The organism is Agromyces sp. Y575 (assembly GCF_059445445.1).
Genome location: NZ_JCAIUI010000002.1, coordinates 512,281 through 531,242 on the forward strand (window position 1 = coordinate 512,281; position 18,962 = coordinate 531,242).

18 protein-coding genes are annotated in these 18,962 nt (G+C 68.0%); 11 read left to right on the top strand and 7 right to left on the bottom strand.

All coding sequences use genetic code 11. The annotated features are described in order from the left end of the window. Positions 1–197 precede the first annotated feature (197 nt). Genes AC1C2U_RS08525 through AC1C2U_RS08540 form a run of 4 tightly spaced genes read left to right on the top strand, consistent with a single transcriptional unit; the run spans position 198 to position 4,506 of the window. Positions 198–1,130, top strand: a complete 933-nt coding sequence (locus tag AC1C2U_RS08525; protein WP_495361965.1) for a carbohydrate ABC transporter permease — start codon at positions 198–200, stop codon at positions 1,128–1,130. Continuing rightward, complete coding sequence (locus AC1C2U_RS08530) at positions 1,127–1,987, top strand: carbohydrate ABC transporter permease (RefSeq protein ID WP_495361308.1); 861 nt, start codon at positions 1,127–1,129, stop codon at positions 1,985–1,987. The genes AC1C2U_RS08525 and AC1C2U_RS08530 overlap by 4 nt, the downstream gene beginning before the upstream one ends. Then, positions 1,984–3,438: a GH1 family beta-glucosidase gene (locus tag AC1C2U_RS08535; RefSeq protein ID WP_495361309.1), complete on the top strand. Its 1,455-nt coding sequence runs from the start codon at positions 1,984–1,986 to the stop codon at positions 3,436–3,438. Before AC1C2U_RS08530 ends, AC1C2U_RS08535 begins: the two co-directional genes overlap by 4 nt. A gap of 42 nt (positions 3,439–3,480) precedes the next feature. Then, positions 3,481–4,506, top strand: coding sequence for a LacI family DNA-binding transcriptional regulator (locus AC1C2U_RS08540; RefSeq protein ID WP_495361310.1), 1,026 nt, complete (start codon positions 3,481–3,483; stop codon positions 4,504–4,506). Between the two features lie 202 nt (positions 4,507–4,708). On the opposite strand, the gene AC1C2U_RS08545 is transcribed toward AC1C2U_RS08540, so the two are convergent. Both AC1C2U_RS08545 and AC1C2U_RS08550 read right to left on the bottom strand, forming a co-directional pair. After that, positions 4,709–5,638, bottom strand: coding sequence for a DNA-methyltransferase (locus AC1C2U_RS08545; RefSeq protein ID WP_495361311.1), 930 nt, complete (start codon positions 5,636–5,638; stop codon positions 4,709–4,711). 56 nt (positions 5,639–5,694) lie between these two features. Further along, positions 5,695–6,099 carry a MerR family DNA-binding transcriptional regulator gene (locus AC1C2U_RS08550; protein ID WP_495361312.1) on the bottom strand — a complete coding sequence of 135 codons (405 nt, stop codon included), beginning with the start codon at positions 6,097–6,099 and terminating at the stop codon, positions 5,695–5,697. 55 nt (positions 6,100–6,154) lie between these two features. Between AC1C2U_RS08550 and AC1C2U_RS08555 the strand changes: the two genes are divergently transcribed. Beyond that, on the top strand, positions 6,155–7,342 hold the full coding sequence (locus AC1C2U_RS08555; RefSeq protein WP_495361313.1) for an MFS transporter: 1,188 nt from the start codon (positions 6,155–6,157) through the stop codon (positions 7,340–7,342). 182 nt (positions 7,343–7,524) lie between these two features. On the opposite strand, the gene AC1C2U_RS08560 is transcribed toward AC1C2U_RS08555, so the two are convergent. From AC1C2U_RS08560 to AC1C2U_RS08575, 4 genes are all read right to left on the bottom strand, one after another. Then, complete coding sequence (locus AC1C2U_RS08560; protein WP_495361314.1) at positions 7,525–7,854, bottom strand: hypothetical protein; 330 nt, start codon at positions 7,852–7,854, stop codon at positions 7,525–7,527. Between the two features lie 206 nt (positions 7,855–8,060). Continuing rightward, a complete protein-coding gene (lplAB, locus tag AC1C2U_RS08565; RefSeq protein WP_495361315.1) occupies positions 8,061–9,110 on the bottom strand; it encodes a lipoate-protein ligase LplAB in 1,050 nt (349 codons plus the stop codon). A 10-nt stretch (positions 9,111–9,120) separates the two neighbouring features. Further along, a complete protein-coding gene (locus AC1C2U_RS08570; RefSeq protein ID WP_495361316.1) occupies positions 9,121–9,774 on the bottom strand; it encodes a hypothetical protein in 654 nt (217 codons plus the stop codon). Continuing rightward, positions 9,771–10,451 carry a TetR/AcrR family transcriptional regulator gene (locus AC1C2U_RS08575; RefSeq protein WP_495361317.1) on the bottom strand — a complete coding sequence of 227 codons (681 nt, stop codon included), beginning with the start codon at positions 10,449–10,451 and terminating at the stop codon, positions 9,771–9,773. Before AC1C2U_RS08575 ends, AC1C2U_RS08570 begins: the two co-directional genes overlap by 4 nt. Positions 10,452–10,507: 56 nt before the next feature. Here AC1C2U_RS08575 and AC1C2U_RS08580 point away from each other — a divergent pair, with 56 nt between their 5' ends. Continuing rightward, positions 10,508–11,152, top strand: a complete 645-nt coding sequence (locus AC1C2U_RS08580) for a histidine phosphatase family protein (RefSeq protein ID WP_495361318.1) — start codon at positions 10,508–10,510, stop codon at positions 11,150–11,152. A gap of 230 nt (positions 11,153–11,382) precedes the next feature. On the opposite strand, the gene AC1C2U_RS08585 is transcribed toward AC1C2U_RS08580, so the two are convergent. Further along, positions 11,383–12,231, bottom strand: coding sequence for an alpha/beta hydrolase (locus tag AC1C2U_RS08585; protein ID WP_495361319.1), 849 nt, complete (start codon positions 12,229–12,231; stop codon positions 11,383–11,385). A gap of 274 nt (positions 12,232–12,505) precedes the next feature. On the opposite strand from AC1C2U_RS08585, the gene AC1C2U_RS08590 reads away from it, so the two are divergent. The 5 genes from AC1C2U_RS08590 to AC1C2U_RS08610 all read left to right on the top strand — a co-directional run bounded on the left by AC1C2U_RS08590 (position 12,506) and on the right by AC1C2U_RS08610 (position 18,958). After that, a complete protein-coding gene (locus tag AC1C2U_RS08590) occupies positions 12,506–13,003 on the top strand; it encodes a MarR family winged helix-turn-helix transcriptional regulator (protein WP_495351725.1) in 498 nt (165 codons plus the stop codon). A gap of 5 nt (positions 13,004–13,008) precedes the next feature. Beyond that, a complete protein-coding gene (locus AC1C2U_RS08595) occupies positions 13,009–14,487 on the top strand; it encodes an MFS transporter (RefSeq protein WP_495361320.1) in 1,479 nt (492 codons plus the stop codon). Between the two features lie 295 nt (positions 14,488–14,782). Beyond that, positions 14,783–17,215: a M14 family metallopeptidase gene (locus tag AC1C2U_RS08600; RefSeq protein ID WP_495361321.1), complete on the top strand. Its 2,433-nt coding sequence runs from the start codon at positions 14,783–14,785 to the stop codon at positions 17,213–17,215. A gap of 305 nt (positions 17,216–17,520) precedes the next feature. After that, positions 17,521–18,078: an RNA polymerase sigma factor gene (locus AC1C2U_RS08605; RefSeq protein WP_495361322.1), complete on the top strand. Its 558-nt coding sequence runs from the start codon at positions 17,521–17,523 to the stop codon at positions 18,076–18,078. Positions 18,079–18,181: 103 nt separating this feature from the next. Further along, positions 18,182–18,958 carry a hypothetical protein gene (locus AC1C2U_RS08610; protein WP_495361323.1) on the top strand — a complete coding sequence of 259 codons (777 nt, stop codon included), beginning with the start codon at positions 18,182–18,184 and terminating at the stop codon, positions 18,956–18,958. Positions 18,959–18,962: the final 4 nt, after the last annotated feature.

An 18,962-nucleotide genomic window follows, 5' to 3' on the forward strand; every position in this document is an offset into this window, starting at 1 on the left:
GGCCTCCCCCTTCTACTTTTTTTTTTTTTCTTCCCCCCCCCCCCCCCCCCCCCCCACGCCTCCGCACCTGAATTGCGAACGCGCATCAACCTGGAACGTAAGGAACGACCGTGACATCGACCGCGACGGCCCCGCCGTCATCCGAGAGCCGAGCGCATCGGCCAAGCAACCGCCCGTCTCCACGGCAGCCGAAGCGGATCGCGTTCGGGCACCGCCTCGCCAAGTGGGACCTGAAGCTGTCGCCCTACCTCTACATCTCCCCGTTCTTCATCCTCTTCATCGTCACGGGACTCTTCCCGATCGCCTACACCGCAGTCATCTCCTTCATGGACTGGGACCTCGTGCGAGGCACCGGAGAATTCATCGGGTTCGACCAGTACATCTACGTGCTGACCCAGCCGAAGTTCTGGATCGCGCTGCGCAACACCTTCAGCATCTTCCTGCTCTCGAGCGTGCCCCAGCTGATCCTCGCGATCTTCATCGCCGCGATGCTCGACCAGAACATCCGCGCCAAGACGTTCTGGCGCATGGGCGTGCTGCTCCCGTACGTCATGGCTCCCGTCGCCGTCGCCCTCATCTTCAGCAATATGTTCGGCGACAAGTACGGCCTCGTGAACACCTTCCTGACCGACATCGGCATCCCGGCGGTGCCCTGGCACAGCGACGCATTCGCAAGCCACATCGCGATCGCCACGATGGTCAACTTCCGCTGGACCGGCTACAACACGCTCATCCTCCTCGCAGCGATGCAGGCGATCCCGCGCGACTACTACGAGGCTGCCGCGATCGACGGCGCGAACAAGTTCCGCCAGTTCCTCGCGATCACTCTTCCGAGCCTGCGCCCGACCCTCATCTTCGTCATCATCACCTCGACGATCGGTGGCCTGCAGATCTTCGACGAGCCGCGCATGTACGACCAGTTCGGCACCGGCGGCGCCGACTCGCAGTGGCTGACGATCACCCTCTACCTCTACGACATCGGCTGGGGCCAGTGGAACTTCGGCCGGGCCGCCGCCCTTGCCTGGATCCTCTTCCTCATCATCCTCGCCATCGGCGTGATCAACCTCCTCGTCACCCGGAGGCTCGTGCGCGATGAAGGTCGCCGTGACAAGAAGGAGTCGACGCGATGACCGTCACGACGCGACGCAAGACCCGGGTCATCCGCGGTTCCCGCCCTGGATGGTTCGTCTACTCGGCCCTGGCCATCGTGCTCGGCTCGGCGATCTTCCCCTTCTACTGGTCGTTCCTCATCGGCTCGGGCGATGCCTCCACGATCCGCGACCCGAACATGTCGTGGTGGCCGGGCGGCAACTTCCTCGACAACGCCTTCGCCGTGATCAACGATCCGGCGGTCAACTTCTGGCGCGCCCTGTGGAACTCGATCTACAGCTCGGCGCTCATCGCGGCATCCGTCGTCTTCTTCTCGACCCTCGCCGGCTGGGCCTTCGCCAAGCTCCGCTTCCGAGGCGGCAAGTGGCTGCTCGTCTTCGTCGTCGCGACGATGGCGGTACCCACTCAACTCGGCGTTGTGCCGCTCTACATCCTGTTCGCCGATCTCGGCTGGACCGGCAACATCGGCGCGATCATCATCCCCGCGCTGACGAGCGCCTTCGGCGTGTTCTGGATGACGCAGTACCTGCAGCAGGCGGTGCCCGACGAACTCATCGAAGCGGCGCGCGTCGACGGGGCGAGCTCGTTCCGCACCTTCCTCACCGTCGGGCTGCCGGCCGCGCGGCCTGCCGCTGCGATGCTCGGCCTGTTCACCTTCGTCTCGGCCTGGAACAATTTCTTCTGGCCGTTCATCGTGCTCGACCGCAATGACCCGACGCTGCCGGTGGCCCTGTCGCTACTGCAGTCCAACTACTTCGTCGACTACTCGATCGTGCTCGCGGGCGTGCTGCTGTCGACGATCCCCCTGCTCATCCTGTTCGCCTTTGCGGGCAAGCAGCTCGTGAGCGGCATCATGGCGGGAGCCGTGAAGGGATGACCATCGACCTCCGAGAGGACCTCGCCACTGTGACCGACGTCACCACCCGACCGTTCCCATCCGACTTCCTGCTCGGCGCTGCGACCGCGGCCTTCCAGATCGAGGGAGCCGCCTTCGAGGAGGGTCGCACCGCCTCGATCTGGGACGCCTTCAGCCGGGTGCCGGGCGCGGTCATCAACGCCGACAACGGGGACGTTGCGTGCGACCACTACCACCGCATGCCCCAGGATGTCGCGCTCATGCAGCAGCTCGGCCTGGAAGCGTACCGCTTCTCCACCTCGTGGTCGCGGGTGCAGCCCGACGGCGGTCCCGTCAACGCCCGTGGCATCGACTTCTATTCGCGACTCGTCGACGAACTCCTCGAGGCCGGCATCAAGCCGTGGCTCACGCTCTACCACTGGGATCTCCCCCAGACCCTCGAGGAACGGGGCGGGTGGGCGAACCGCGACACCGCGTTCCTCTTCCGCGACTACGCCCTCAACGTGCATGACGCGCTCGGTGACCGGGTCGACGTCTGGACGACGCTCAACGAGCCGTGGTGCTCGTCGTTCCTGAGTTACACGGGTGGGGCGCACGCCCCCGGCCGACAGGATGTCGCGGCGGGCCTCGCCGCCGGCCACCACCTGCTGCTCGCGCACGGTCTCGCCGTGCAAGCGCTGCGTGAACGTGCGCCGGAACTGGACCTCGGCATCACGCTGAACCTCACGGTCGCAAAACCCGTCGACCCGATGAGCCCCGGCGACCTCGATGCAGCCCGCCGTATCGACGGGCAGTTCAACCGCTTCTTCCTCGACCCGATCTTCCGGGGCGAGTACGCCGACGACCTGCTCGCCGACGTCGGCCACCTCGGCCTCGACGCGGTGGTGCATGACGGCGACCTCGCGGTGATCTCGACTCCGATCGACACACTCGGCGTGAACTACTACCACGGCGAATACGTGAGCGACCGTCCCGCGAAGCATCCGCTGCTCTCAGAGGCCCCGACCGATCGCGCCGTGCGCTCGCCGTTCCCCGCGGCCGACGGGGTCTTCAACCACCCCCAGGGCCTGCCCGTCACGGCGATGGAGTGGGAGGTGCAGCCCGATGGCCTGCGCGAGCTCCTCGTCCGCGTGCACGAGGGTTACACCGCATCCGCCGGTGTGCGCCTCTACGTCACCGAGAACGGCGCAGCGTACGACGATGTCGTGGACGACGACGACGCGGTGCACGACGTCGAGCGCGCGGAGTTCCTCGAGGCCCACCTCGGTGCGATCCTCGACGCGATCGATGAGGGCGTGCCGGTGCACGGGTACTTCTACTGGTCACTCATGGACAACTTCGAGTGGGCATGGGGCTACGACAAGCGGTTCGGCCTGGTGCGCGTCGACTACGACACACAGGTTCGCACCGTGAAGCAGAGCGGACTCGCCTATGCGGCGATCATCCGCGACCGCGCACTGCCCGCTCGCTGAGCCTCGGTCCCCGACAACCTCGCACGGAAATAGACTGGCCGAATGCAAGGGGGTGGTGAACGGATGCGCTCTGCGGCACCGACGCTCGAAGCGGTCGCCCGAGAGGCGAACGTCTCACGGGCGACCGTGAGCCGAGTCGTCAACGGATCGCCGAAGGTGAGCCCCGACGTCGTCGTGGCCGTGAAAGCGGCCATCGCGAAGCTCAACTACGTGCCCAATCGTGCCGCCCGCTCGCTCGCGAGTCGCACCGCGGGGGCGATCGCACTGATCGTGCCCGAAGACACCACGCGTTTCTTCGGCGACCCGTACTTCGCGGCCATCGTGCAGGGCATCACCCGGCGCCTCGACGAGAGCGAGTACCTGCTCAACCTCCTCGTCGCCTCGACGGACCCCGGGCACAAGACCATGCGCTACCTGCGATCAGGAGTCGTCGACGGCGCCCTCGTCGTCTCGCACCACGAGGGCGACGAGCTGCAGCACGATGCCAGTACGACACTCCCGCTCGTCTTCGGCGGCCGCCCGTCGTCGGAATTCGACGACCACATCTTCGTCGACGTCGACAACGTTGACGGCGGCCAGATCGGCACGCAGCACCTCATCGACGTCGGCCGCCGCCGAATCGGCACGGTCACGGGCCCGCTCGACATGCCCGCGGGAATCGACCGGCTCGCCGGTTTTCGCCGCGCCATGGAGACCGCGGGCATGCCGATCGACGCCATCGAGACCGCCGACTTCACTGCGTCCGGCGCTGTGACGGCGACGCGTCGCCTCCTCGACCGCGTTCCCGACCTCGACGGACTCTTCGTCGCGAGCGACCTCATGGCGACCGGCGCGCTCGCGGTGCTCCGCGAACGCGGGCGCTCGGTGCCGCGCGACATCGCCGTGGTCGGCTTCGATGACAGTCCCGCGGCGATGGCGACGGCGATTCCGCTGACCACCGTGCACCAGCCCTCCGAGCAGATGGGCTTCGAAATGGCGGATCTCCTGCTGCGGCACCTGGCGGGAGACCCCGAGGTTCCGCGCCGCAACATCATGCCGACGCACCTTGTGCGGCGAGCGTCTGCGTAGCTCGATCCATGTCGACGGCACCCTCTCCGTCACCGTCGGCGCCGGCCAGGACTTCCCGTCGCAGCGATGCGGACCGTGGACCAAGGTCGGCTGAAGCTCGACGCCACGCCGGAGGACGACTTGCGCACCGGAGGACGACCTGGGGGCGTCCTCTCACGCGCAAGTCGTCCTCCGGCGTGAGCGGAGCGGCGCGAGAGCAGGTTCAGGGCGACGTGGCGCCCTGCTCGAACACGACGCCCGCGACATCCGTGAATCGGCCCTTCATGACGGCGATCGCCTCGGGGTTCTCGTCGACGAGCACGAAGCGCCGGCCGAGCGTCGCGGCGACCGCCCCGGTCGTACCCGAGCCCGCGAAGAAGTCGAGCACCCAATCGCCCTCGCGGGTCGAGGCCTGCACGATGCGCCGAAGGATGCCCTCGGGCTTCTGCGTCGGGTACCCCGTCTTCTCGCGCCCCGTCGGTGAGACGATCGTGTGCCACCACACGTCGGTCGGCAACTTGCCGAGCTCGGCCTTCTCGGGCGTCACGAGCCCCGGCGCCATGTACGGCTCTCGGTCGACGGCGGTCGAGTCGAACCAGTAGCCCGTCGGGTTCTTCACGTAGACGAGGATCGTGTCGTGCTTCGTCGGCCACTTGCGCTTCGCCTTGGCGCCGTAGTCGTAGGCCCAGATCAGCTCGTTGAGAAAGCACTCTCGGCCGAAGAGCGCATCGAGCAGCACCTTCGCGTAGTGCGCCTCGCGATAGTCGAGGTGCAGGTAGAGGGTGCCGTCGTCGGCGAGCAGCCGCCACGCCTCGACGAGTCGCGGCTCGAGGAATCCCCAATAGTCGTCGAACCGGTCATCGTAGCGCAGCAGATCGCCGCGGATGCGCTCGTAGCGCTTGCCTGCGAACCCGGTGATCGCGGTCCGCCCTGAGCTTGTCGAAGGGTGCCCGGGCCGCGAGACATCCGCTGGGGGTTCGTCGCCCTTCGCCGCATCGGGAAGCCGCACGTGCCTCGTCGACTGGCGAGTCTGCGCCCGGCCCGTGTTGAACGGCGGATCGAGGTAGACGAGGGTGAAGCGCCCGTCTGGCAGCGTGGGGAGCACCGCGAGGTTGTCCGCATGGATGATGCGGTTCGGCTCGTCGGTCGGCATCGCCCCATTCTGCCAGCGGCGCGAGCCGAGGATTTCCGCTGCGCGCTCGGGCGCGACTACGACGTGGGCTGACCGAGCACCACGCGGGCGTCGCCGAGCACCTCTGCGTGCCGGGTGCGCGCCAGGAAACTGCGTACCGTTTCGCGGCTTCGGGTGAGGCACGCGATCTTCGAGTCGAGGGTCGCGAGTTCGTCGGCCAGGCTCTCGGCGAGGTTCTTCGAACACGTGCGCGCGAGTTCTTCGCCCTCGACGCCATCCATGCCGAGCATGATGCCGATGAGCCTCGTGGGCAGCCCCGAGGAGATGAGGCCGCGCACCTGCTCGACCTGCTCGACCGCGACCTCGGGATAGTCGCGATAGCCGTTGAGGCGCCGCTCGGACGAGAGCAGTCCCTGCTCCTCGTAGTACCGCAGCATGCGCGTCGGAACGCCTGTGCGCTGCGAGAGTTCACCTATCTTCACGGGATCCTCCGAAAAGCTTGACCTTCACATTGATGTCAAAGTTTAGCCTCGAAGCATGTCAGAGACAACCACCTTCCGTTCGGTCGAAACGGTCGAGCGAACGCCCTGGTTCGCGCTTCTCACGCTCGCGTTCGCCGTCTTCGCCACGGTCACCGTCGAGATGATCCCCGCCGGGCTGCTGCCGGCGATGAGCGCGGATTTCGGCGTCTCGGCGTCGGCGATCGGACTGCTCGTCTCATTGTGGGCGGTCACGATCATCGTCGCGAGCCTCCCGGTCGTGCGTCTGACCGCTCGAGTCGACCGCCGAACCCTCATCGTCGTCGCGCTGGCCGTGATGGCGATCGCCAACCTCGCGACCGCCCTCGCACCGAGCTTCGAGTTCGCACTCGGCTCTCGCATCATCGCCGCGGTAGCCCACGGTGCGTTCTGGTCGGTCGTGATGGTCTACGCGACCTCGCTCGTCGACGCGAGCGCGTCAGGGCGCACGGTCGCGATCGTCAGCGGGGGCGCATCGGGAGCGACGGTCGTCGGAATCCCGCTCGGCACCGTCATCGGCCAGGTGGCGGACTGGCGGTTCGTCTTCGTCGGCCTCGCCGTGGCGCTCGCAGTCGTCGCCGTCGTCATCCAGCGCCGGCTCCCTTCGTCACCGGGCAGCACGCCCGCGACCGACGGGCGCAGACTCGACCGTTCGTTCCGTGCGGTGCTCGCGGCGGCTATCGCGTGCACCCTCACCGCGGCGGCGAGCTTCACGCTCTTCACCTACATTTCGCCCTATCTGACGGATGTCGCGGGGCTGCCGGCCGTCTCGATCAGCCCGCTGCTCCTGGGCTTCGGCGCCGCGGGGATCATCGGCCTCGTCATCGCGGCGTTCACCGCCGACCGGTGGCCGGTGGTATCCCTCATCGCGATGACGGCGTTGTTCGCCGCCGCCCTCGCCGCGCTCGGGTTCGCGCCGCAGAGCACGCCGGTCGTGGTGATCGCCGTGCTCGCGTGGGGCCTCGCGATCGGCGGGCTGCCCGCCATGCTCCAGGCACGGATGCTCGGGGTCGCCTCTCCCGCGCTGCGCGCCACGGCGAGCGCACTCATGGTCGTGTTCTTCAACGGCGGCATCGCCCTCGGCGCCACGCTCGGCGGGGTGTTCGAGGACGGCGCGAGCCTCGTCATTGCGGCGTTCGCGGCCGCCGGGCTCGGCGTACTCGCCCTCGGCGCGGTCGTGTCCTCCCGCGTGCTCGCCGGCCGGTGAGCGTGGCGGCGGCCGCTCGAGCGGGGTGCCGCTCGGGCTGCCCGGGCTGCCCGGGCTGCAGTAGCTGCCAGTAGCTGCGAGTAGCTGCGCGTAGCTGCGCGTAGCTGCGAAGTCTCGATACGGCCCTGGCGGGCCCACTCGACCAACGTGGATAGAGCGTGAGGGGCTATCCGACCAAGGGGCTATTCGACGTCGAGTCTGATGGTGCCGCGGAAGCGGTCGGCTCGCGCGGGCGCCGGCCGCGAGGCATCCGTACCGTCGTCGGCGAAGGCGATCCCTTTGTCGCCGTCACCCGGCGCGGGCGCCGGTGCGGGCAAGCGGCTCTGCCTGTCGAGCTCGGCCTGCGCCTCGTGCTTGCGCGGCGCGAACACCTCGTCGCCGATCATCATGACACCGCCGCCACCGCCACCGCGCTTGGTCTTGTCGGAGAGGTCGATCCAGCCACGTCGCACCGCGACCGCCCCGAAGGCGACGACGAGCGCGGCGATGCCGAGCCAGATCCACCAGTCCACCCCGAGATTCTAACGGGCGACGCTGGGCCTTCCGCGCGCCCGCCGCCCGCTCGCTCGCTCAGAGGCCCGCCGAGTTGCACGACGTTTCGCGCGACGCGCCGCCTCGCCCCGACGTGTCGCGCGAAACGTCGTGCAACTCGTGAATGCGAAGCCGGACAACGGGCACGGATGCCCGACCGCGGCCCGAGGCATCCGTCGCCGCTCGCTCAGGGCACGCGGTAGAGCCACTCCCGCGTCGAGAACTTCGACTCGACGAGCGCTTCGGCCTCGGCGAGCTCCTCGGCCGACACTGTGCCGGGCGTCGCGCCGTAGAGCGTCGCGAACGTCTGCTTCAGGCTCTCGATGATGGCCGCGCGGCTGAGGCCGGTCTGCGAGCGCAGCGGATCGACGCGTTTCGCAGCGCTCGCGATGCCCTTGTCGCTGATCTTCTCGCGCCCGATGCGCAGCACCTCGAGCATCTTCTCGTTGTCGATGTCGTACGACATCGTGACGTGGTGCAGCACGCCGCCCGAGCCGAGGCGCTTCTGGGCGGCGCCGCCGATCTTGCCGAGCGGGCTCGCGATGTCGTTGAGCGGCTGGTACGTCGCCTCGATGCCGATCGCGCGCAGCCCCTGCAGCACCCAGTCGTCGAGGTAGGCGTAGGAATCGGCGAAGCTCATGCCCTGCACGAGTTCGCCCGGCACGTAGAGCGAGTACGTCACGACGTTGCCGCGCTCCATCATCATCGCGCCGCCGCCCGAGATGCGTCGCACGATGTCGAAGCCGTACTTCTCGGCACCCTCGGGGTCGACCTCGTTCTTCACCGACTGGAAACTGCCGATGACCACGGCCGACTCGTCCCACTCCCAGAAGCGCAGGGTGGGCTTGCGGCGACCCTCCCCAACCCGGGTCGCGAGCACCTCGTCGAGTGCGAGATGCGTGCGTGGCGGCACGGCCGCGTCGTGCACGATCTCCCATTCGTAGTCACCCCAGCTCGTGGCATCCGTCATCGCCCGTCGCACGGCCACCGCGATCGCCTCGGCCGAGAAGCCGAGCATCACTGCGTCGTGCCGAAGGCCGGCAGCGATCGCCGCGGCGATCTGCTTGGCGTCGGATGCTGCGGACAGCCCGTCGAGCGCGGCGTCGATGTCGCCCAGCGCTTCGTCGGGCTCGAGGAAGAAGTCGCCCGCGACGCGCGGGTTCACGATCACCCCGTCATTGACATCGAAATCGACGACCACGAGCTTGCCACCGGGCACCTTGTATTCACCGTGCATGCGGTACAGCCTACGGATGCCTCGGCGCGGTCGCCGCCCGGAAGCCGACATCGTCGCGCAGCGCCCACGACGCGGTGCGCCACCAGCAGTACGCGACGGCGACCGCAGTGGCCGGCGTCGCAATGAGCACGAAGAATGAGCCCTGTGAGTCGGCGAGTTGCATCGTCGCGGTGGCGATCACGCTCGTTGCGAGACCGATGACGAGCCCGAGCACGGCGAAGGCGACGAGATGCCATCGCAGTGCACGCACCCGGCGCAGCGAACGGCCGAGCAGCCATGCCGCGGGGCCGCCGCCGAGCACGAGGGCTCCGATCGACCACGGCAGTGTGTAGCCGAAGGAGAAGACGAGCATGACCGGCACATAGCCGATCGCCGACCCGAACGACGAGAACTGATCGGGCTGGGCGAGAGAGGCGAAGGCCATCGCCACGCCCGTCGAGGCATAACCCAACGAGAAGAGCACTTGAAAGCCGATCCACGCGAGACCCGCGCCGCGGGCGAACTCGCTGAAACTGAATGCCATCGGCAACTCGGGCGTGCGCTGCAGCATGCCGTAGCGCGAGGCGAAGCGGAGATCGCGCGGATCGGGGCCATCGGCACGGTCGGGTGCGCCAGCTGCCTCGGCCGGCCCGGCCGCGCTGGCTGCCTCGCCCGCCTCGCTCATGCCCGCACCTCGCCGATCAGCTCGACGAGTTCGCGCAGCGGCTTGCGCAGCAGGGGCAGCTTGGCGAGCGGCAGGGCCAGACCCAACAGCTTGAGGCCGCGATCGAGCAGCCGCAGCGTGCGCTCGCGCCCGGGTGAGGAGTCGTAGACCCAGAACAGGGCGAGCAGCAGGTAGCCGAGCCAGAACACCTCGGGCAGCGAGCGCGCGAAGTCGTCGGGCAGCGAGTGCCGCGCCCCGCCGACCGCGTCGCGGAAGAGGCCGACCGCCAGTTCGCGGGCCTCGATCGAGTCGTCGCCGAGAGGGTTGATGGGCGAACGCGGCGACACCGCGGCCGAAAGGAAGCCAGGAGCGAAGGCGTGGAACGGCTCGAGCGTCGCGAGGCCCGAACGGTAGACGATGCCGAGCCGCTCGATGAGGTCGTCGGATGTCTCGAGCAGCGGTGCGACGATGGCGCGGTGCTCGCGCTGCACGTCGACGTAGAGCTCTTGCACGAGGTGGTTCTTGGTCGGGAAGTAGTAGTACGCGTTGCCGAGCGAGATCCCGGCCTCGTCCGCGATGAGCCGCAGGGTCGTGTCGTCGTATCCGCGCTCGCGGAACGAGGCGAGCGCGGTGTCCCGGATGAGCGCCCGGGTGCGTTCCGCCTTCGGTGTCGGTTTGGCGGCTTCATTTTCGAACATGTTCAAAAGCTACGCTCAATCACCCGGATCGTCCAGCCCGGGCATACGCTGGATCCGTGACGACGTTCTACCTGGCACGGCATGGCGAGACGACTTGGCACGCCGACCACCGATACGCGGGCAACTCGGATGTCCCGCTCACTCGGCACGGACTCGGGCAGGCCGCCGCACTCGGCGCCTGGGCGGTCGACGCGAGCCTCGACGCGATCGTGGCATCCCCGCTCAGCCGCGCACGGCGTTCGGCCGCGCCATCCGTCGAGACGACCGGCCTGGCGTTGCGCATCGACGAGCGTCTCGTCGAGATCGACTTCGGCGACGCCGAGGGGCTCACGCCCGACGAGCTCGCTGAACAGTTCCCGGCGGAATGGGCGGCCTTCTGCCGCGCGCCGGCGAGCAACCCGCTGCCCGGCGGCGAGCGCGGCCGCGATGGCATCGCACGCGCGCTCCCTGCGTTCGACGAACTGGTCGCCGAGTTTCCCGAGGGCCGGGTGCTCATCGTCGCGCATGCGACGCTCATCCGACTCCTGTTCTGCGAGCTCGCGGGCATGGACCCCGACGGTTACCGCGACCTCCTGCCGGTGCTCGGCAACTGCAGCATCACCACGATCGTCTACCCGTGGGCGACGGAATCGGAGCTGACGAGCCATCCGCGCATCCGACTGCTCGGATTCGACGTGCCGCCCGGGCGTGCCGCGATCTGACGCGGCGTCCCGCCGGGAGAAGTAGCGCCCGACGACACCCTCCCCGCTGGTCGAGTAGCGCCCGACGGCACCCTCCCCGCTGGTCGAGTAGCGCCTGACGACACCCTCCCCGCTGGTCGAGTAGCGCCCGACGAAGGAGGACGCGTATCGAGACCCTTCACCAGATCTCGATACGCTCCTGCGTCGCTACTCGATCAACGAATGCGCGAATGCGCGAATGCGGCATCCGATCAGTCGACGGCGAATCGCTCGTCGAGCCAGTGGATGAGGTCGGCCCGAACCTCTTCGCGGTTCGTCTCGTTGAAGATATCGTGCCTGGCGCCCTCGTAGACGATGAGCTCGACGTCGACGAGGCCCGACCGCGTGACGTACGCCTTCGCGAGCTTCACGGCGCTCTTCTCGCCACCGACCGAGTCGTCTGATCCGACCATGATGAGCAGCGGCAGTTCCGGCGGCAGGCCGCGCGCGGGTCGTCCGAGCAGGCGCAACGCATCGCGGAGACCGAACAGCTTTCGAAGCTGGACCTCGGTCGTGTACGGGTCGGCCATGAACGCGGCAGCGACATCGGGGTCGCGGCTCAGCCACTCGACCGGGGTCGGCCCGAGATGGCGGTAGCGCACATTCAGGTCGCCGCCGTTCATGTCGAACAGCGTGCGGTAGGCCGTGCCGATGAGCACGACGCCGTCGTACTTCTCGGCGCTGCGATTGACGATGATCTGCGCCATGAGCGAACCCCACGAGTTGCCGAGGAGCACGAGGGGCAGCTCAGGCCCTTCGGCGTCGCGGATGACGCTGCTGAACTGCTCCACGGCGTCGATCGTCGCCCTGAGCCCGCCGGGGCCGAGGCGACCCATGCGCGTGAGGTCGCCGCCGTGCTGTTCGAACCCGGTCTGCCCGTGGCCCCGGTGGTCGTCGGCCCACACCGAGTAGCCGGCCGCGTTCAGCGCCTCGACGAGCTCGCCGTAGCGGCCGATGTGCTCGCCGACGCCGTGCGCGAGCTGCACGACCGCGTGCGCGTCGGGCACCCGCCACGATTCGTAGTGGATGTGGACTCCGTGCGCATCGGTGAACATCGGCATGCCGACATTGTTGCAGCACGCGAGCTGTGACGAGCGAACGGGGCCGCCGCGGCATCCGCCCTCTGCAGCAATTCAGGTCGGGAGTGCGTGTCGCCCCGGAATCAGGCCCCGAACGCCGCGCGACACACCTCCGCACCTGAATTGCTGCAGGTGCGGTGGGGCAGGGAATTGCTACAGGTGGAGTGGGCAGTTCCGACCCGCCGGGCGGCCGCGAACGACGGCGACCGGGAGACATCCGGAATGCTTAGTCACACTAATTTGTTAGACTAAGGACATGACGGATGCATTACACACCCCCACGGCCGAACGGCCTGCCCTCCTTGCATCCGCTCGCACGTCGACGCCCCGCCGACCCACGCTCGCCGAACAGAGCACCGAACTGCGCATCGCGATCATGCGCCTCGCGCGGCGCCTCCGGCAGGAGCGCACCGAGACCGAGCTCAGCGGCTCGCAGTTCTCGACCCTCGGCTGGATCTCGGCCGAGGGACCGCTCACCATCGGCCGGTTGGCCGGACTCGAGCGGGTCACGGCCCCCTCGATGAACCGCACCGTGAACCGCCTCGTCGACGCCGGCTACGTCGTGCGCGCTGCGTCGCCCGACGACCGCCGCAAAGTGCTCGTCTCGACGACCGAGAGCGGCGAGACGATCGTGCGCGAGACGCGCCGCCGCCGCGACGCGTGGCTCGCCAAGCGCTTCGTCACCCTCACCCCTGCAGAACGCGAGACGCTCGCTGACGCCACGACCATCCTCAGGAGGCTCATCACCCAGTGAGTGCCATGTTCCGATCCCTCGTCCACCGCAACTATCGAATCTGGTTCATCGGCGCCCTCGTCTCGAACGTCGGCGCCTGGATGCAGGCCACCGCCCAGAACTGGGTGGTGCTCACCGAACTCACCGACAACGATGCCTTCGCCGTCGGAATCACGATGGCGCTGCAGTTCGCGCCTCAGCTGCTGCTCGTGCCGATCACGGGCCTCATCGCCGACCGCTTCGACCGCCGCAAGATCCTCATGATCACGCAGACCGCGCTCATGCTGCTCGGCCTCGCCCTCGGCCTCCTGCTCATCTTCGGCCAGGCCGAGCTCTGGCACCTCTACCTCTTCGCACTCGCCCTCGGCGTCGTGAACGCCGTCGACAACCCCGCGCGGCAGACCTTCGTCTCCGACCTCGTCGGCAGCTCCGACATGTCCAACGCCGTCGCGCTGAACTCGGCGTCGTTCAACACCGCACGCATGATCGGTCCGGCCGTCGCGGGCTTCCTCATCGTGCTCGTCGGCTCGGGCTGGGTCTTCGTCATCAACGCCTTCACCTTCCTGGCGGTGCTCGGCGCGCTCGCGATGCTTCGCGGAAAGCAATTGAAGCGGCTGCCTCGAGCGCCACACGCCCGCGGCCAATTCGTCGCGGGCTTCCGCTACGTGGCGGGGCGGCCAGACCTCGTCGTCGTCTTCGTCATGGTCTTCCTCATCGGCGCGTTCGGCATGAACTTCCCGATCTTCTCCTCGACGATGGCGGTCGAGTTCGGCCGCGGCGCCGGAGAGTACGGCCTGCTGTCGTCGATCCTCGCGATCGGTTCGCTGACCGGCGCCCTGCTCGCTGCTCGACGCGATCGCGCTCGCATCAGGGTGATCATCCTGGCGTGCGCCTTCCTCGGCTTCGCCACCCTCGCCGCCGCACTCATGCCCACCTACTGGACCTTCGCCGCCTCGACGATCCTCATCGGACTCGGCGCCGTGACGATCCTCACCACGGCCAACGGTTACGTGCAGACGACGACCGAACCCGCACTCCGCGGTCGGGTGCTGGCGCTGTACATGGCGATCCTGTCGGGCGGCACGCCCATCGGCGCCCCGATCGTGGGTGCAGTCGCCGACAACATGGGTCCGCGCTGGGCGCTCGGGCTCGCCGCCGTCGCTGCGACCGTCGCCGCGCTCATCGGCCTCGGCTGGCTCGTGTTCTCACGGGGGATGCGCCTCGCGAGGCATCCGGAGTTCGCCTGGCGACCGGTGGTCAGATTCGCGGATGCCCCGACCGCGGCGATCGCCGCCGTGACCACGCAGGCGGTGCCGACGCTGCGGGTCGACCAGCTCGAGCGCGAGATCGAGCGGGAGTTCGGCCGGGATCGCGCCGACGAGCGCGAGCGGAGCTCCGAGCGCGAGCTCGTGCCGACCGTGCCGAACGACCGCCTCGTGCCCGCCGACTTCTCCGAAGAGGTGGCGCTCACCTCGCCGATCCGCCTGCCGAAGCCGCGCGCCTAGTTCCTCAGGGTGAACCGGGCGAACCGGGCGACTCCGTGCCGCTCCAGGAGGGCGAACGCCCACAAATGCATGCTTCTTGCACACAGTGAAGTGTCACACTGCGCATTCTGACAAGAAAGTTGCATACGTATTGACTTGCGGTCTCGCCAACCGCTAGACAGAGCGAAGCACCGACCCGGCACCCCCGCCGTGTCGGTGCCGTCGGAGTGAAGTCCCCAAGTACCAGCTCCACCCCCCTCGCACAGCTCCGGCTCGATAGCACGACCCATGCAACTCAACGAGGAGGGAACCACTGATGGCAACATCGAAACGTACTCGGGTGGTCGGCGGGTCGGCGTTCTTCGCCGCACTCGCCGGATTGGCACTCACCACGCTGGCACCGTTCAGTCCGGCGGCCGGCACGGAGACGCTGCCCGATCTCACCCACGACGCCGATGAAGCGGTCGCCGTCGTCGAGGTGACCGTCGACGATCACACCGAACTCGATCGACTCGTCGACACCGGCGTCGACCTCGATCACGGCGTTCGCCAGAACGAGGACGGCACGCTGACCGCGCAGGCGATCATCAGCGACGGCGAAGCCGACGGGCTGCGGGCCCGCGGATTCACGGTCGGCGAGACCCTGTACGACGAGAACGACAGTGCTGCCGTGATGGACGACCGCACCGCGACCATCGGGGCCGCGGAGCAGGCGAACGCGACGTTCGCCGCAGCGGCCGCCGCAGATGCTGCCGACGTGAAGATCACCCGCGCCGACTACTACACCTCGTTCGGGGTCGGATACCTCTCGGTCGAGGCGAAGTTCGCAGACGGCCAGACCAGCACCGCTCCCCTGACGGTCGTGCGCGACAGCGGCCCCGGAACCGAGCTCGGGTCGGGGGGCACGCAGAACATCACCCGCTTCGTCGACGCCAACGTGTACCTCTACCACCGCGGTGCCGCGCAGGTCGCCGTCCGGCCGGACACGATCCAGATCACGAGCCCGACGGGCGACGTCGCCACCGCGAAGGTCACCGACTGGCTGCCCCTCGACGGCGAGGGGAGCTCGGACCCGAGCTACCAGCGCGACTTCATCACGTCGTACCTCACGCCGCAGGAGCTCACCGCTCGGATCCAGTCGCTGGCCGCCGAGTTCCCCTCCCTCGCCGAGATCGTCGAGATGCCGAACCAGACCGCGGGCTACCAGCGTCATGCGCAAGCCGTCCTCGGAAACGCGAACCAGAACCGCGTGGGGATCGACTCGAAGGCATGGGGCCATGAGGGCGGCAACGACGTCACCGTCGCGCTGACCTCGACCGGTGCCGCGAACGCGCCGTTGTCGGTCTCTGTCGCCGGCTCGGCGATCACCGTCGGCCTGTCGACGGACGCGAACGGCGCCGTCACCAGCACCGCGGCCCAGGTCGCCTCCGCGATCAACGCCTCGCCCGAGGCATCCGCCCTCGTCTTCGCCTACACCTACCGCGGCGACGCGGGCGCGGGTGTGGTGGCACCGGCGACCGCGACGCTCGACGACGGGCTCAACGCGCCCGAGAGCGTGGCGCGCGGACCCCAGTCGGTGTACGCGCTCCAGATCGGCAAGGACCGCGACGGCTCGAAGCCGGGCGTGCTCTTCTACGCCCAGGAGCACGCACGCGAGTGGGTTCCGCCGCTGGTCACGATCGAGACCGCGGAGCGCCTGCTCCGCAACTACGCGTCGGACGCCGAGACGAAGAAACTCGTGAACAACCTGGAGATCTGGATCGTACCGACGACGAACCCCGACGGTGGCACGTACTCGTTCTACGACTTCGCCTCGCAGCGGAAGAACATGGTGAACTACTGCCCGATCGCCGGCAACGCCGACTTCAACGGCCGCAACTCCTGGGGCGTCGACGTCAACCGCAACTACGACGAATACAGCCTGTTCGACGGATTCAGCGGCGGCGGCACCTCGTGCACCGGTGGGACCTACTCCGGGCCGAGCGAGTTGAGCGAGTCGGAGAGCAAGAACATCGACTGGATCGCCGCGAACAACCCGAACATCACGTTCTCGATGAACCTGCACAGCTCGGGCAACTACTTCATGTGGTCGCCGGGCGCGTACCGGTCGAGCGACCGCCTCACGGCGCCGCGTCCGACGCTCGAGGAGGAGTCGTTCTTCTGGGGCGCCTCGTCGCGGATCCTGACCGCGATCAAGGAGTACCGCGGCATGTCGGTGACCCCGGCCCGCACGGGCCCCGTCGCAGACGTCCTGTACTCGGCCGCCGGCAACTCGGGCGACATGCTCTGGTACAAGTACGGGATCAACGCGTGGGACTTCGAGGTCGGCACGTCGTTCCAGCCACCGTTCGAGAACGAGGACCCCACCGGCGGATCGGCGCATGCCGAGTCGCAGGAGTTCTCGAACGGGCTGATCGAGCTCCTCGAGGTCGCGGTCGACCACGAGAAGGATCACCAGCGCCCGGTGAGCACGGTCAAGGCCGTGCCGAGCGCTGAGGCCGGCATGGTCGACGTCACGTTCGAGACGTCCGAGACCGCATCGGTGTTCTACACCCTCGACGGCTCGAAGCCGACCTTCGAGTCGACGATGTACGCCAGCGCAGGCGTCCGCGAGGGCGCTGAGACGCTGACCGTGCCGGCCGGCACGAAGGTCCACTGGTTCTCGGTCGACTCGTCCGGCAACGTCGAGAAGAACTACCGGCCCGACGGCAACAACGGTTCGAACTTCAACAAGGCGACCGTGAAATAGGTCCGTCCTGGAACGGCTGCGGCCGCGGCATCCTCGGATGCCGCGGCCGCGGTCGTTCGTGAGCACGGCCGGCGCTCCCACCGGCTCGCGTCCTCCCGAGGAGGTCGGAGTGCGCGGCGCCGGTCAGATGACGCCGAGCGCGAGCATCGCGTCGGCGACGCGCGTGAACCCGGCGATGTTGGCGCCGACCACGTAATCGCCCGGCACCGCGCCTCAGAGTTCCCTTTTCGACGCGCTCGGTGATTGCACACGCCGAGTTGTGACCTTCACGCATTTCCCGACATCTCTAAGGTAAGGAGGTGCACGTGGATCAGACCGATGGCACCGACACCGAGCTGCTTCAGGGCGTGGTGCGTGGTGATCAACAACCGCTGTCGATCTTGTTCGACAGGCACGCGACTGCGGTGACGAGATATGCCTGGGCGCTGGCGTCGAATCGTCAGGATGCTGAGGAGATCGTTCAGGATACGTTCACGACCCTCTGGCGCAAAGCAGATGCGATCACGGTCCCAGAGGCCTCCGTGCTGCCGTGGCTACTCGTAACCTGCCGCAATATCGCTGCGAACCTTGCTCGCAAGCGATTCCGGAACCTCGCAGACGAACTGCCCGACGAGGCCTCAATCGATCATGCGTCGCACGCGCGACAGGACGCAGAGAGTGCGCGGGAGCAGTTGCGCTGGGTCCTCGACGAGATCGGCCGCCTCGAACCCATCGACCGTCGCGTTTGCGAGCTCTGCCTTCTCGATGGTCTTCCCTACGCCGACGCCGCGCGACACCTGGGTCTCACCGTCGGAGCGGTCAAGCAACGAGTCCTGCGTAGCCGAGTGAAGCTGAGGAAGGCGGTGACGGCCGATGAGAACTGAACCCCCGACCGGTGATGACCTGGTACGTCTGCTGGCATCGATGAAGCAGAACGTGCTCGAACAGACCGCCACCGAGCGCCCGGCGCGGACAACGCGCTCAAAGTTGACCGACCGCCTTCTCGGCCTGCTCCTCGGAGTGGGCCTCCTGCTCGGTATCGGTGCAGGCGCGGCATTCGCGCTCGGACTCGTGCCCGGCCCCAGCAGCACGCAGCCCGCGCCAGCGACCGCGACCGCGACCGCGGCCCCGAGGCCGTCGATCATGCCGACGCCGGCCCAGCCCGCGAGCGAGTACATCGTCGAACCCGCCCCGGCGCCAATTGCGGCGTCGATCACGATCTCCGCAACCGCGCTCGCCGTGCTCACGGAGGATGGCGCAGAGCTCGCCGTGTTCGACTACTTCCAGCCGGCGGATGAGGTGGTCGATACCCTGGCCTCGCTCCTCGGCCAACCGGTCGTGACTGAACACGAATCACGGGGCGACGGCTTCACCGGCACCCGCTACGACTGGGACGGGATCAGCGTTCAGGACGACGCCTGGCCCGGAACGGCACCGCTCGATCCCAATCTCAGCGTGTCCGTGCAACGCGCCACAGTGGCAGGCCTGTCCATTCGCACCGCACCCGGCATCGGTTCGAGCGACGGGATCTCGATCGGAGACCCGGCAACCGAGCTCAGCATCGGTGTCGAAGACGGCTTGGAGCACGAAGAGTACGCGACTGGAAGACTCGTGCGCTGGACGCGCATCGGAATCACCGACCCGCTGCCACCTGGGGAGGGCATGCTTGGTGGCCCGTACAACTTCGGCGTCAACGTCGCGAGCTATTCCGACACCGGACTCATCGAACGCTTCGGAGCCCCCAGCCCGAACTGGGGGGTATGAGGCG